General features: G+C 73.1%; 13 protein-coding genes. 8 read left to right on the forward strand and 5 right to left on the reverse strand.

Features of this window, described 5'->3' with window-relative positions:
- Nucleotides 1–12: 12 nt before the first annotated feature.
- Both ACZ7MF_RS29700 and ACZ7MF_RS29705 read right to left on the reverse strand, forming a co-directional pair.
- On the reverse strand, nucleotides 13–1,251 hold the full coding sequence (locus ACZ7MF_RS29700; protein ID WP_471481298.1) for a cation:proton antiporter: 1,239 nt from the start codon (nucleotides 1,249–1,251) through the stop codon (nucleotides 13–15).
- 4 nt (nucleotides 1,252–1,255) lie between these two features.
- On the reverse strand, nucleotides 1,256–1,741 hold the full coding sequence (locus ACZ7MF_RS29705) for a cation:proton antiporter regulatory subunit (RefSeq protein ID WP_102928754.1): 486 nt from the start codon (nucleotides 1,739–1,741) through the stop codon (nucleotides 1,256–1,258).
- A 114-nt stretch (nucleotides 1,742–1,855) separates the two neighbouring features.
- On the opposite strand from ACZ7MF_RS29705, the gene ACZ7MF_RS29710 reads away from it, so the two are divergent.
- Together ACZ7MF_RS29710 and ACZ7MF_RS29715 are read left to right on the forward strand one after the other, a co-directional pair.
- Complete coding sequence (locus ACZ7MF_RS29710) at nucleotides 1,856–2,932, forward strand: HAMP domain-containing sensor histidine kinase (protein WP_471481301.1); 1,077 nt, start codon at nucleotides 1,856–1,858, stop codon at nucleotides 2,930–2,932.
- On the forward strand, nucleotides 2,932–3,591 hold the full coding sequence (locus ACZ7MF_RS29715) for a response regulator transcription factor (protein WP_356862334.1): 660 nt from the start codon (nucleotides 2,932–2,934) through the stop codon (nucleotides 3,589–3,591). Before ACZ7MF_RS29710 ends, ACZ7MF_RS29715 begins: the two co-directional genes overlap by 1 nt.
- 107 nt (nucleotides 3,592–3,698) lie before the next feature.
- On the opposite strand, the gene ACZ7MF_RS29720 is transcribed toward ACZ7MF_RS29715, so the two are convergent.
- Nucleotides 3,699–4,871, reverse strand: coding sequence for a cellulose-binding domain-containing protein (locus ACZ7MF_RS29720; RefSeq protein WP_471481303.1), 1,173 nt, complete (start codon nucleotides 4,869–4,871; stop codon nucleotides 3,699–3,701).
- A gap of 162 nt (nucleotides 4,872–5,033) precedes the next feature.
- Here ACZ7MF_RS29720 and miaB point away from each other — a divergent pair, with 162 nt between their 5' ends.
- Both miaB and ACZ7MF_RS29730 read left to right on the forward strand, forming a co-directional pair.
- Nucleotides 5,034–6,551, forward strand: a complete 1,518-nt coding sequence (gene miaB, locus ACZ7MF_RS29725) for a tRNA (N6-isopentenyl adenosine(37)-C2)-methylthiotransferase MiaB (protein ID WP_471481305.1) — start codon at nucleotides 5,034–5,036, stop codon at nucleotides 6,549–6,551.
- Nucleotides 6,552–6,600: 49 nt separating this feature from the next.
- Nucleotides 6,601–7,314: a class III extradiol dioxygenase subunit B-like domain-containing protein gene (locus ACZ7MF_RS29730; protein WP_471481306.1), complete on the forward strand. Its 714-nt coding sequence runs from the start codon at nucleotides 6,601–6,603 to the stop codon at nucleotides 7,312–7,314.
- Nucleotides 7,315–8,001: 687 nt separating this feature from the next.
- On the opposite strand, the gene ACZ7MF_RS29735 is transcribed toward ACZ7MF_RS29730, so the two are convergent.
- Together ACZ7MF_RS29735 and ACZ7MF_RS29740 are read right to left on the reverse strand one after the other, a co-directional pair.
- Entirely contained in the window at nucleotides 8,002–8,271 is a 270-nt protein-coding gene (locus ACZ7MF_RS29735) for an antitoxin (RefSeq protein WP_356862342.1), read from the reverse strand.
- 24 nt (nucleotides 8,272–8,295) lie between these two features.
- Nucleotides 8,296–8,580 (reverse strand): hypothetical protein, encoded by a 285-nt coding sequence (locus ACZ7MF_RS29740; RefSeq protein ID WP_471481308.1) that lies wholly within the window; start codon nucleotides 8,578–8,580, stop codon nucleotides 8,296–8,298.
- A 182-nt stretch (nucleotides 8,581–8,762) separates the two neighbouring features.
- On the opposite strand from ACZ7MF_RS29740, the gene miaA reads away from it, so the two are divergent.
- The 4 genes from miaA to ACZ7MF_RS29760 all read left to right on the forward strand — a co-directional run bounded on the left by miaA (nucleotide 8,763) and on the right by ACZ7MF_RS29760 (nucleotide 13,669).
- Nucleotides 8,763–9,701 (forward strand): tRNA (adenosine(37)-N6)-dimethylallyltransferase MiaA, encoded by a 939-nt coding sequence (gene miaA, locus ACZ7MF_RS29745; RefSeq protein ID WP_471481310.1) that lies wholly within the window; start codon nucleotides 8,763–8,765, stop codon nucleotides 9,699–9,701.
- 107 nt (nucleotides 9,702–9,808) lie between these two features.
- Nucleotides 9,809–10,306 carry a hypothetical protein gene (locus ACZ7MF_RS29750; protein ID WP_471481850.1) on the forward strand — a complete coding sequence of 166 codons (498 nt, stop codon included), beginning with the start codon at nucleotides 9,809–9,811 and terminating at the stop codon, nucleotides 10,304–10,306.
- 72 nt (nucleotides 10,307–10,378) lie between these two features.
- Nucleotides 10,379–11,248, forward strand: a complete 870-nt coding sequence (gene dapF, locus ACZ7MF_RS29755; RefSeq protein WP_471481312.1) for a diaminopimelate epimerase — start codon at nucleotides 10,379–10,381, stop codon at nucleotides 11,246–11,248.
- A gap of 246 nt (nucleotides 11,249–11,494) precedes the next feature.
- Nucleotides 11,495–13,669, forward strand: a complete 2,175-nt coding sequence (locus ACZ7MF_RS29760) for a RelA/SpoT family protein (RefSeq protein WP_471481313.1) — start codon at nucleotides 11,495–11,497, stop codon at nucleotides 13,667–13,669.
- Nucleotides 13,670–13,790 lie beyond the last annotated feature (121 nt).

The raw sequence follows: 13,790 nt of genomic DNA on the forward strand, positions 1-13,790 counted from the left end.
GCCCGGTGCCGGTCAGTCGCCCACCGAGGCTTCCGCCTCCGTCGCCGCGGGCCGGGGTGTCCCCTCCGCGAGGCCGCTCGGGCGGTCGGGGTTGTCGCGGCGCCGGAAGAGGCGCATCGCCAGCGGCTCGGTGAAGCGTGCCGTCAGGGGGCCGAGGACGACCAGGATGAGGACGTACGCCGTGGCCAGCGGGCCCAGGGACGGCTCGATGCCGGCCGAGACCGCGAGGCCCGCGATCACGATGGAGAACTCGCCGCGCGCCACCAGCGCACCGCCCGCCCGCCATCGGCCCTTGACGGAGATCCCGGCGCGCCGCGCCGCCCAGTACCCCGTGGCGATCTTCGTCACGGCGGTCAGCAGTGCCAGCGCCAGCGCGGGCAGCAGGACCGGCGGAATGCTGGCCGGGTCCGTGTGCAGCCCGAAGAAGACGAAGAAGACGGCCGCGAACAGGTCCCGCAGCGGGCTCAGCAGCGTGTGCGCACCCTCCGCGACCTCCCCGGACAGTGCGATGCCCACCAGGAAGGCGCCCACCGCGGCCGACACCTGGAGCTGCTGTGCGACACCGGCGACGAGGATCGTCAGACCCAGTACCACGAGGAGCAGCTTCTCCGGGTCGTCGCTGGAGACGAAACGGGAGATGAGGCGGCCGTAGCGCACCGCCACGAACAGCACCAGGCCCGCCGCGGCCAGCGCGACCGCCAGCGTGATGCTCCCGGTCATCAGACCGGCGCCGGCCACCAGGGCCGTGACGATCGGCAGGTACACCGCCATCGCCAGGTCCTCCAGGACCAGCACGCTCAGGATCACCGGCGTCTCGCGGTTGCCGACCCGGCCCAGATCGCCGAGGACCTTCGCGATCACACCGGACGACGAGATCCACGTCACGCCGGCCAGGACCACGGCGGCCACCGGGCCCCAGCCCATCAGCAGCGCGGCCACGGCGCCCGGCACGGCGTTGAGCGCGCAGTCGACGAGACCCGCCGGATAGTGGGACTTGAGGTTGGTGACCAGGTCGCTGGCCGTGTACTCCAGGCCCAGCATCAGCAGCAGGAGGATGACACCGATCTCGGCGCCGGTCGCGACGAACTCCTCGCTAGCGCCGAGCGGCAGCAGGCCGCCCTCGCCGAAGGCGAGACCGGCCAGCAGGTACAGCGGGATGGGCGACAGCCGGTAACGGCCGGCGAACCGGCCGAGCAGCCCGAGGCCCAGGATGATGGAACCGAACTCGATCAGGAGTACCGCGGAGTGCACGCGCTCACTCCTGCCCGAGTATCGCCGCGGCGGCGTCGACGCCCTCACGGGTGCCGATGACGATCAAGGTGTCACCACCCACGAGCCGGAAGTCCGGCGCCGGCGAGGGAATCGCCTCGGCCCGCCGCAGCACCGCCACGATCGAGGCACCCGTGTCGGTCCGCATCCGGGTGTCGCCCAGCAGCCGTCCGTTCCACCGGGACGTGGCCGCCACCTCGATCCGCTCGGCGACCAGCCCCAGATCGGTGGTGTAGAGCAGGCTGGCGCTGTGGTGGGAGGGCTTCAGCGCGTCGATCAGCGCGCCCGCCTCGGGCCCCGTCAGCCGCAGCGAGTGGGCACAGGAATCGGGGTCGTCGGACCGGTACACGTTCACCGTGCGGGCACCGTCGCGGTGGGCCACCACCGACAGGTGGCGGTGCTCGCGGGTCACCAGGTCGTACTGGACCCCGATACCCGGGAGCGGCGTCGCCCTCAGGCGTGGAGCTGACACGTGCTTTCCCCTCACTCGTCCTGCGTTGCCTGCCGCGTCTCCAGCTGCGCTTTGTGCACGTGGGTGCCGTGCCCGCGACCTCGCCATGCTGCCATCCGCACGTACGGTGGCGATATGGGTGTCGTGACGGATATACGCAGCCGGTCGCGGTCGGCGAAGCTGGCTGCGGGGGTGTCGTGCGAGAAGGCCGGGAGGAGCGGAAAGAGGAACGTGTCGCTGTTCTGGCGGATCTTCTCGCTCAACGCCGCCGGCCTGGTCGTCGCCACCGCACTGCTGCTGGGACCGGTCACCGTGTCGACGCCCGTGCTGGCCGGGGAGGCCCTCGTCCTGCTGGCCGGCCTCGCGGCCCTGCTGGCCGGAAACGCGGTCGTCCTGCGCATCGGGCTCACTCCGCTGCACCGGCTGGGCCGGGCCATGTCCACCGCCGACCTGCTGGTGCCCGGGACCAGGCCCACGGTCTCCGGCCCGGCCGAGGCGGCGCAGCTCATCGCGACGTACAACACGATGCTGGACCGGCTCCAGGCCGAACGCGCCGCCGGTGCCGGCCGGGCCCTGCAGGCCCAGGAACGCGAACGCCACCGCATCGCCCGCGAACTCCACGACGAGGTGGGCCAGACCCTGACCGCCGTCCTCCTCCAGCTCAAGCGTGTCGCGGACCGGGTCCCCGGGGAACTGCGCGACGAGGTGACCCTGGCGCAGGAGGCCACCCGGGCCGGGCTCGACGAGATCCGCCGCATCGCCCGCCGGCTGCGTCCGGGCGTTCTGGAGGAACTCGGTCTGGCCAGCGCCCTGCGCTCGCTCGCCGCCGAGTTCACCCACCACGGACTGACCGTCCAGCACCACATCCCCGGCGACCTGCCCCCGCTCGCCCCGGAGGCCGAACTCGTGCTCTACCGGGTCGCCCAGGAGGGACTGACCAACACCGCCCGCCACGCCGACGCCGCCCGCGCGGCGCTCACGCTGCGGCCGCTGCCCGACGACGCCGGTGTCGAACTGCTCGTCCGCGACGACGGCACCGGTCTCGGCACGGCCGCCGAGGGCGCCGGCATCCGCGGGATGCGGGAGCGGGCCCTGCTGATAGGAGCCGAGATCCACTTCGAACCCGCCCCCGGTGGGGGCACCGACGTACGCCTGCGCGTCCCCGCGCCGCCGGGGGACCGTTCCGCAGACCGAACCGGAGACAGCCCCTGATGTCCGCACGGCCCCCGATCCGCGTCCTGCTCGCCGACGACCACACCCTCGTACGCCGCGGAGTCCGCCTCATCCTGGACGGCGAACCCGATCTGACGGTGGTCGCCGAGGCCGGTGACGGTGCCGAAGCGGTCGCGGCCGCGCGGGCCACCGAGATCGACCTGGCCGTCCTGGACGTCGCCATGCCCCGCATGACCGGCCTCCAGGCGGCCCGCGAACTCTCCCGGCGCCTGCCCGAGCTGCGCATCCTCATCCTGACCATGTACGACAACGAGCAGTACTTCTTCGAGGCCCTCAAGGCGGGCGCCTGCGGATACGTCCTCAAGTCCGTCGCCGACCGCGACCTGGTCGAGGCCTGCCGGGCCGCCGTGCGCGACGAGCCGTTCATCTACCCCGGCGCCGAGCGGGCCCTCGTCCGCTCCTACCTGGACCGTGTGCAGGGCGGTGGCGGCCTGCCCGACCGGCCCATCACCGAGCGCGAGGAGGAGATCCTCAAGCTCGTCGCCGAGGGCCACACCTCCAAGGAGATCGGCGAGCTGCTCTTCATCAGCGCCAAGACCGTCGAACGCCACCGCGCCAACCTCCTGCAGAAGCTGGGCGTACGCGACCGCCTGGAACTCACCCGGTACGCGATCCGCGCGGGCCTCATCGAGCCCTGAGACGCCCCCCGTCCCGTTGCGCCGAACCGCCCGATGGGGCGGGCGGTGCGGCGGAGCCGTGGGCAGGGGGGCGGCCCGTCGGCCCGTGCAGGCGTCGGCGTGAGCGGTCAGCAGCCGATCGGTGCGGAGCCCACGGCCACGTCGTCGAACCAGACCGTGTCGTCGCCCGTCGCGTAGCTTTCCCAGCCCAGTCGCAGGGCCGTCGGCCGGGGTGCGCTGCCGCGGGCGAGCCACTGCTGGTCGACGTCCTGCGTCGGCACCCCGTCCGCGTGCAGGCCCGGAACCAGCTCGTCGCCGAGCCAGGTGTCCAGGTCGCCGGCCGAGGTGTCGACCGCGAACCGCAGGCACTGCCAGCCGTCCGTCGGCAGCGGCCTGCTCAGCGCCACCCCGGCCGGGCTCTGCGCGGGCAGAGTGGCGTCGTCGCTCTCCCGGTTCCACTGCAGCGCGCCGTTCTGGCCGCCCACGCGCAGCGCCCGGCCCCCCTGCGCCGAGTCCGGCATCGACACGAAGGTGACGTGCGAGGTCGGCAGCGCGGTGGTGTGCCGGACCCACATGCGCACGTACAGCACCGGGCCGACCGACGACAGGTCCGCGGTGTGGGCGACGAAGGCGTGGTTGCAGTACCCGGCCCGGCCGTCCACCCGGAGCGACCTGCCGCCCTCGTGCGCCACCGCCGAGTCCACGGCGGCCGTGCCCGTGCCCTGGCAGTCGGGCGCGGTGAACCGCCAGTCGCCGGCGGGCTCGGGGCCGGCCTGGTCCTCGAAGCCCGAGCAGATCACGGCGTCACCGCACTCCGCGGACGGCGGTGGAGTCGTCGCGGGAGGCGTGGTCGGTGGTGTGGTGGGCGGCGTGCCGCCGTCGTCGCCGCAGGAGGTGCCGTTGAGCGCGAAGTCGTCCGGCGCGGGGTCGGCGGACCGCCAGGTTCCCTGCAGTCCGAACTCGGCGGTGCCGCCCGTGGCCAGGGCGCCGTTCCAGCCGGCGTCGACGGCGACCACGGACCCGCCGGTCTGTGTGACGGTCGCGTTCCACGCCGACGTCACCTGCTGATCGCCGGTGTAGGTCCAGGTCAGACGCCAGTCGTTCACCGCGGGGCCGAGGTTGGTGATCCTCACCTGGGCGGTGTAGCCGCCCGCCCACGCGTCGACGCGGTAGTCGACCCGGCAGGTGGCCGCCGCCGCACCGCTCGCGGGCATCGCCACCAGGACCGACACCACCAGCGCCACGGCGGCCACCGCCGCGGTCCAGGGCCGGCGCAGTAATCGAAGGACTCGGGTGCGCACAGGGTGCCTCCAGTGCGGGAGAAGGGATGCGTCAGCGCATGCCGGTGAGCACGCTCATGCGCATATATGGGAGCGCTCCCATGCATGACACCGACTCTGACTGTGTACTGTCAATACGTGCGCGGCGTCGGACGCGATCGTGACTCGCCTACTCTTGTTGCCATGAGCAGCATCGACCGGAGCCAGTCAGTGGGCGGCACGCGAACCTACGAAGTACGCACCTACGGGTGCCAGATGAACGTCCACGACTCCGAGCGATTGTCCGGTCTGCTGGAGGACGCGGGCTACGTCCGCGCCCCCGAGGGTGCCGACGGCGACGCGGACGTCGTCGTCTTCAACACCTGCGCCGTACGGGAGAACGCCGACAACAAGCTGTACGGCAACCTCGGCCACCTCGCCCCGAAGAAGGCGAGCCGCCCCGGCATGCAGATCGCCGTCGGGGGCTGCCTGGCGCAGAAGGACCGCGACACCATCGTGAAGCGGGCCCCCTGGGTGGACGTCGTCTTCGGCACCCACAACATCGGCAAGCTCCCGGTACTGCTCGAGCGCGCCCGCGTGCAGGAGGAGGCGCAGGTCGAGATCGCCGAGTCGCTGGAGGCGTTCCCGTCCACGCTGCCCACCCGGCGCGAGAGCGCGTACGCGGCCTGGGTCTCCATCTCCGTCGGCTGCAACAACACCTGCACCTTCTGCATCGTCCCGGCGCTGCGCGGCAAGGAGAAGGACCGCCGCCCCGGCGACATCCTCGCCGAGGTCGAGGCCCTGGTCGCCGAGGGCGTCAGCGAGATCACCCTGCTCGGGCAGAACGTCAACGCCTACGGCTCCGACATCGGTGACCGCGAGGCGTTCAGCAAGCTGCTGCGCGCCTGCGGGAACATCGACGGCCTGGAGCGCGTCCGCTTCACCTCCCCGCACCCCCGCGACTTCACCGACGACGTCATCGCCGCCATGGCCGAGACGCCGAACGCGATGCCGCAGCTGCACATGCCGCTCCAGTCCGGCTCCGACCCGGTCCTCAAGGCGATGCGCCGCTCCTACCGCCAGGAGCGCTACCTGGGGATCATCGAGAAGGTGCGCGCCGCCATCCCGCACGCGGCGATCACCACCGACATCATCGTGGGCTTCCCCGGCGAGACCGAGGAGGACTTCGAGCAGACCCTGCACGTGGTGCGCGAGGCCTGCTTCGCCCAGGCCTTCACCTTCCAGTACTCCAAGCGGCCCGGGACCCCGGCCGCCGAGATGGAGAACCAGATCCCCAAGGCCGTCGTCCAGGAGCGCTACGAGCGCCTGGTCGCCCTCCAGGAGGAGATCTCCTGGGACGAGAACAAGAAGCAGGTCGGCCGCACCCTGGAGCTGATGGTCGCCGAGGGCGAGGGCCGCAAGGACGGCGCCACCCACCGCCTCTCCGGCCGCGCCCCCGACAACCGCCTGGTGCACTTCACCAAGCCCGACCAGGAGGTCCGCCCCGGCGACGTGGTGACCGTGGAGATCACCTACGCCGCCCCGCACCACCTCCTCGCCGAGGGCGCGGTGCTCGACGTGCGCCGCACGCGCGCGGGCGACGCCTGGGAGAAGCGCAACACCGCCGAGCAGGCCAAGCCGGCCGGTGTGCTCCTCGGTCTGCCGAAGATCGGCGTGCCCGAGCCCCAGCCCGCCGTGGCGAGCGGCTGCGGCTGCGACTGACCGCGGGCGGTGCCGCCGGGGGCGGCGGTACGGGGATACGCTGCCGATCATGCTTGTCGCCGCCGCCGTCTGCCCCTGCCCGCCGCTCCTTGTGCCGGAGGTCGCCGCGGGTGCCGCACCCGAGCTGGACGCCGCACGCGCCGCGTGCACGGACGCGCTGGGCGTGCTCGCCGCGTCCCGGCCCGACCGGCTCGTGGTGGTCGGGCCCGCGGACTCCGCCGGGCCCGAGGCCTATCCGCGCGGCGCGCGGGGCTCCTTCCGCGGCTTCGGCGTGGACGTGGAGGTGTACCTGGGTGCCGACAGCGGCGGTGCGGGCGGAGCCGAGCTGCCCCACGGGCTTGCCGTCGGCGCCTGGCTGCTCGGGCGGACCGGGTGGACCGATGCCCCCGTCGACGCCATCGGGGTGGGGGACGGGCTGTCCGCCGAGCACTGTGCCGCCGTCGGCCGGGACATCGCCGCGCGGGCGGGACGGACGGCGCTGCTGGTGCTGGGCGACGCCAGCGCGTGCCGCACGCTGAAGGCGCCCGGCTACCTCGACGAGCGGGCGGCGCCCTTCGACGCGGAGGTGGGCCGCGCCCTGGAGACGGCGGACCCGGCCGCGCTCGCCGCCCTGGACATCGATCTGGCCCGCGAACTCAAGGCATCGGGCCGGGCGCCCTGGCAGGTCCTCGCGGGTGCGGCCGGGGACTCGGACCTGGGCGGCGCACTCCTGTACGAGGACGCGCCCTACGGGGTCGGCTACGTCGTGGCCACCTGGTCGTAGCGACGGAGCGGCCACTGGTCGCAATGGTCGGCGCGACACCCCGGACGGGGGCGGCAGGCGCGGCTGCATGGTCGTAGCGGCAACGCGCGACCTGGTCGTGGCCGCGGAGCAGCCATCTGGTCGTAACGATCGACGCGGCGCCCCGCACGTAGCCGCGGACGCGGCTGCACGGTCGCAGGGCGAGGCACCACCTGGACGTAGCGGCGGTGCGGCCGGCTGGTCGTAGTGGACGACGGGGCGCGGCCCGGCGTCGCGGTAGACGAGGCTGCATGGTCGTAGAGGTGGCGCGGCCACCTTGTCGTGGTGGTGTAACCGCAGCGCCCCCGCATGCAGCGGCCGACGCGGCTGCACAGTCGTAGCGGCGACGCGCGACCTGGTCGTGGCGGCGGAGCAGCCATCTGGTCGTAGCGGTCGACGCGGCGGCGCGGACGTCAGCGGTGGAGGCGGCTGCACGGTCGCAGGGCGAGGCGACACCTGGACGTAACGGCGGCGGGGCCACCCTTGTCGTGGTGGTAGACGTGGCGCTCCCGCACAAAGCGGCGGACGCGGGTACACCGTCGGAGCGGCGAGGCGGCACCTGTCCGCAGGGGTGGCGCGGTCACCGTGTCGTGGCCAGCGGCGCGCCCGCGGACGGTCCGGAGGCGGCCCGGGGGGCCGGGCTCCGTGACCGTCCGGCGGCGTGCCGGGTCAGGAAGCCGGAGGCGGGCCGGCCGGAGGGGTGCCGCCGCCTTCTTCCCCGGGCTTGTCGTCCTTGTGGGCGAGGCGGTCCATGGCGCCCTTGGCCTTGCCCGTGCCCGTCTGGATCCGGTCGCTGTACTTGCCCTTGGTCCTCTCGTCGACGGTCCGCGCCATCTTGTCCAGACCGCGATCGATCTTGTCGCCGTGCTGCTGCGCGAGGTCGGAGACCTTGCCCTTCGCCGGTTCGAGTCTGGCCTTCAAGTTGTCCAGGAGACCCATGGTTCGCCTTCCCTCACGGGGCAGTCAGGTGCGGGCGCCCTTGTCGGCCTCGGCCTCGTTGTCGACGGCCTCCCCGGCGGACTGCTGCTTGGGGATGCCGACGCTCTCCGAGTCACCGGCCTCGGCGGCGGCCCTGTCGGTTTCGCCGGCCTCCGTCGTGTTCCGCGGACCGGCATCGGCCGTCTCCGCCACCTCGGCCGCCTTCGTCTCCGCCGCGTTCCCGGTGTCCGGGACGTCGGTCCGCGTCTCCGCGCCCGACGCCTCCTCGGTGTTCTTCGACCTCCGAAAAAGCCGTGCAAAAACGCCCATATCAACTCCATACGTTACTCGTGCGGGCGAAATCCCGCGGCATCCGGTGCGTCCGTTTGCGTGGCCGGGGCCATGACCCGGTGGCCCGGGGAGCGGGAACCTCGCAACGGGCAACGACCCCCGACGCGGACCGTCACGTAACTCGTTCGAGGGCGAGGCGAGAGGTTTGCGAGACTGGTGCGGTGAGCAGCGCACCCCCCGCCCCCCGCGTCATCGCCGTAGTCGGACCCACCGCGGCCGGAAAGTCCGATCTGGGCGTCTTCCTGGCCGAGCGGCTCGGCGGCGAGGTCGTCAACGCCGACTCCATGCAGCTCTACCGAGGGATGGACATCGGCACCGCCAAGCTGACGCCCGGGGAACGCGGCGGCGTCCCGCACCATCTGCTGGACATCTGGGACGTGACGGTCACGGCGTCCGTCGCTGAGTACCAGCGCCTCGCGCGGGAGCGGATCGACGCGCTGCTCGCCGAAGGACGCTGGCCGATCCTCGTCGGCGGTTCCGGTCTCTACGTCCGCGGGGCCGTCGACAACCTGGAGTTCCCCGGTACCGACCCCGAGGTCAGGGCCCGCCTCGAGGAGGAGCTCGAACTGCGCGGCCCGGGTGCGCTGCACGCCCGGCTGGCCCTCGCCGACCCGGAGGCGGGGCGGGCCATCCTGCCGAGCAACGGGCGTCGTATCGTGCGCGCACTCGAAGTGATCGAGATCACCGGCAGGCCCTTCACCGCCAACCTCCCCGGCCACGACTCCGTCTACGACACCGTGCAGATCGGCGTCGACGTGGCCCGCCCCGAGCTGCACGAGCGCATCGCCCTGCGCGTCGACCGGATGTGGGAGGCCGGTCTGGTCGACGAGGTGCGTGCACTGGAGGCGCAGGGGCTGCGCGAGGGGCGTACGGCGTCCCGCGCGCTCGGCTACCAGCAGGTCCTCGCGGCGCTCGCCGGCGAGTGCACGCTCGACGAGGCGCGCGCCGAGACCGTCCGTGCCACCAAGCGCTTCGCGCGCCGTCAGGATTCGTGGTTCAGGCGCGACCCGCGGGTGCACTGGTTGAGTGGGGGTGTGGCGGATCGCACGGAACTTCCGCGACTCGCCCTGTCGTTGGTCGAACGACCGGTTACAGCCTGATCACGTGATGGCATCGGGACGCCCCGGCCGTCATCCGGGCCTTCGGCGGCGTGCCATCATCGAGCTTCGATCGACCGAGTGAGTCCTAGTTGGGAGGGCGCGTGGCGATGGAGGCCGGCCCTCGTGACACCGCACCGAGCACCGAACACGGCTCCGCCGACCACGGCGGACCGGAGTCGGACGGCGGCGCCCTGAGCCCCGACGGTCCCGACGAGACGCCGGACGGCGTCGCCGACGGACCCGCGCCGGACGAGATGTACGGGGACGAGGTCGAGGTCGAGTTGCGGCCCCAGCGCCGGCTGCGGATCTGGCAGCTCGCGCCCATTGTGTGCCTGGCCGCGCTCGGCTCCCTGATGTTCGCCTTCCCGCTCGCCTTCGACTTCGGCGACAGCGGCGCCGTGATCGCGATGCTGGGACTGCTGATCTGCTCCTGCGCCGCCGGCTGGGGCATGATGGCCGCCCGCCGGGTCGGTTACACCTGGCCGGGCCTGCCCCAGCGCGGCTCCGGGCGCCGAGCCGACTGGCGGACGATCCTCGTGTACGCCCTGGCCGTCGCCGCGGTCGTCGCCCTGGCCGTGTGGCGGGTCGCCCGCCTTCGGAGCTGACGGGGCCCTCCCGCCCCCGGGCCCGGCTCCGCCCCTCGTCGTCGTGGCGCACCCACCCCGTACGATCGAGGAATGAGCACGCGGATCGCCTTCCTCAAGGGCCACGGCACCGAGAACGACTTCGTGATCGTTCCCGACCCGGAGAACGCCCTCGACCTGCCCCCCGCCGCCGTCGCCGCCCTGTGCGACCGCCGAGCGGGCCTCGGCGGGGACGGGCTGCTGCACGTGGTGCGGTCCGCGGCGCACCCCGAGGCCCGGGACATGGCCGCCGAGGCGGAGTGGTTCATGGACTACCGCAACGGCGACGGCTCGGTCGCGGAGATGTGCGGCAACGGCGTGCGGGTCTTCGCGCGCTACCTCCAGCACGCCGGGCACGTCACCGAGGGTGACCTCGCCGTCGCGACGCGCGGGGGCGTGAAGCGCGTACACATCGCCAAGAACGGTGACGTCACCGTCGGCATGGGCCACGCGCTGCTGCCCGAGGGCGACGTCGAGGTGAGCGTGGGCGAGCGCGACTGGCCCGCGCGGAACGTGAACATGGGCAACCCGCACGCGGTCGCCTTCGTCGCCGACCTCGCCCACGCGGGCGACCTGTACGCCCCGCCCTCCCACGCGCCCGCCGGCGCCTACCCGGACGGGGTCAACGTCGAGTTCGTGGTCGACCGGGGCCCCCGCCACGTCGCGATGCGCGTGCACGAACGCGGCTCCGGCGAGACCCGCTCCTGCGGTACCGGTGCGTGCGCCGTCGCCGTCGCCACCGCCCGCCGGGACGGCCTGGACCCGGCGGCCACCGGAACCCCGGCCACCTACACGGTCGACGTGCCCGGCGGCACCCTGGTGATCACCGAGCGCCCGGACGGCGAGATCGAGATGACGGGGCCGGCCGTGATCGTCGCGGAGGGCGAGTTCGACTCCGCCTGGCTGGAAGGGGTACTCGCCTGAACCACGACCCGGTGACCCGGACCGCGGTGAACCACAGCTCGGTCCATGACACTCAGTGCGAAAACGTAAACCCTCGGACCATCGCTCGAATGGGTGATCCGTTTCACGCTCGGCGAGAGGCGGTCGGCCGCACGTGATGGGCTCGATAGCATCAAGCACCGGCCCGGACGGGGGACCGACAGCATCCCCTGAGCCGTGTCCGCCCTGGGATTCCCCGTCCGCCGGTCCGCGCAGCCGGAGGTGCCCATGAATGCGGAGGCCGTGAATCCAGCGAGCCCGGGACCCGTGCCGCCCGCGGCCACCGGTGCCGTCACGCCGGCGCCCCGCAGGAAGGCCCGCCCCCGGATCGACCTGCGCCGCCTCGGCCGCGCCGCGCTGCTCGGCTCCGCCACCCGCAGCCGGGGCCTGCCCGACGCCATCGGCCACGTCGTCGAGGCCCACCGCGCCCACCACCCCGACGCCGACCTCGACCCGCTGCGCCGCGCCTACGTCCTGGCCGAGTCCTCGCACCGCGGGCAGATGCGCAAGAGCGGCGAGCCGTACATCACCCACCCGCTCGCCGTCACCCTGATCCTCGCCGAACTGGGCGCGGAGACCACCACCCTGACCGCCTCGCTCCTCCACGACACCGTCGAGGACACCGAGGTGACGCTCGATCAGGTCGGCGAGCAGTTCGGCGCCGAGGTCCGCTACCTCGTGGACGGCGTCACCAAGCTGGAGAAGGTCGACTACGGCGCCGCCGCCGAACCCGAGACCTTCCGCAAGATGCTCCTCGCCACCGGCAACGACGTCCGCGTGATGTCGATCAAACTCGCCGACCGGCTGCACAACATGCGCACCCTCGGCGTCATGCGCCGCGAGAAGCAGGAACGCATCGCCAAGGTCACCCGCGACGTCCTCATCCCGCTCGCCGAACGGCTCGGCGTCCAGGCGCTCAAGTCCGAGCTGGAGGACCTCGTCTTCGCGGTCATGCACCCCGAGGAGTACGCGCACACGCGGGAGCTGGTCCAGGAGAACGCCGCCCGCGCGGACGACCCGCTCGCCGCGGTTGCCGACGAGGTGCGGGGCGTGCTGCGCGAGGCCGACATTCAGGCCGAAGTCCTCATCCGCCCGCGCCACTTCGTCTCCGTGCATCGCGTCTCCCGCAAGCGCGGCACGCTCCGCGGCGCGGACTTCGGCCGCCTCCTGGTGCTCGTCCAGGAGGACGCCGACTGCTACGCCGTCCTCGGTGAGCTGCACACCTGTATGACGCCCGTCGTCTCGGAGTTCAAGGACTTCATCGCCGTCCCCAAGTTCAACCTCTACCAGTCGCTGCACACGGCGGTGGCCCGCGCGGAGGACGGCCAGGTCGTGGAAGTCCTCATCCGCACCCACCAGATGCACAAGGTCGCCGAGGCCGGTGTGGTCGCGCTCGGCAACCCGTACGCGCCTCCGTCGGAGGAGCAGAGCGCGGGCGACGGCGAGCGCGCCGACCCCACCCGGCCCGGCTGGCTCTCCCGGCTGCTCGACTGGCAGCGCGGCGCCCCCGACCCCGACACGTTCTGGTCCACCCTCCGCGAGGACCTCGCCCAGGACCGCGAGATCACCGTCTTCCGCCCCGACGGCGGCACCCTCGGCCTCCCCGAGGGCGCGACCTGTGTCGACGCCGCCTACGCCCAGTACGGCGAGGACGCGCACGCGACCATCGGCGCCCGGGTCAACGGCCGGCTGGCGCCCATGAGCACGGTGCTGCGGGACGGCGACACCGTGCAGCTCCTGATGGGTCAGGACCCCGCCTCCGAGCCCTCCAGGGAGTGGCTGGAGCACGCCCACACCCCCGCCGCGCGGATCGCCATCCAGCGTCGGCTCGCCGCCCACCCGGAAGCGGCACCCGAGGCGCAGGAGCCGCCCCGCGGACCCGCCGTACCCGAGCCCCACGCCCACCCGGACGCGCCGCGACCGGCCCCGGACGCCGCACCCGCCCGCCCCGCCGCCGACGTCCTCGTCGACCCGCCGGGCGCGAACGTACGGCTGGCGGGCTGCTGCACCCCCGTACCGCCGGACGAGATCACCGGTTTCGCCGTGCGCGGAGGCGTGGTGACCGTGCACCGCGCCCAGTGCGCGGTGGTGGCGCGCATGAAGAGCGCCGGGCGTGCGGAGGTCGGTGTGCGCTGGGGGGAGAGCACCGGATGCCGGGTGACCCTGCTCGCCGAATCGTTCGGCCGCCCGCATCTCCTGGCCGACCTCACCGAGGCCATGGCCCTCGAAGGCGCCGAAATCGTCTCCGCGACCGTCGAACCCCCGGACCGCCAGCGGGTCCGGCACAGCTACACCGTCATACTCCCGGACGCCGCCCGGCTGCCCGCGCTCATGCGCGCCATGCGCGACGTGGCCGGCGTCTACGACGTCAGCCGCGCCCAGCCGCAGCCGACCGGCGCCTGATCCGGCACGGTCTACCGCACCTGTCCAATCCGGCAGGCGGCGCCGAGCCCGTGCGGCCCGGCAGTGGCGGTGCCGCACCCGCGTGTCCGGCACGAGGCACCGCACCCGTCCCATCCGGCAG

The organism is Streptomyces sp. NPDC111628 (genome assembly GCF_055635195.1).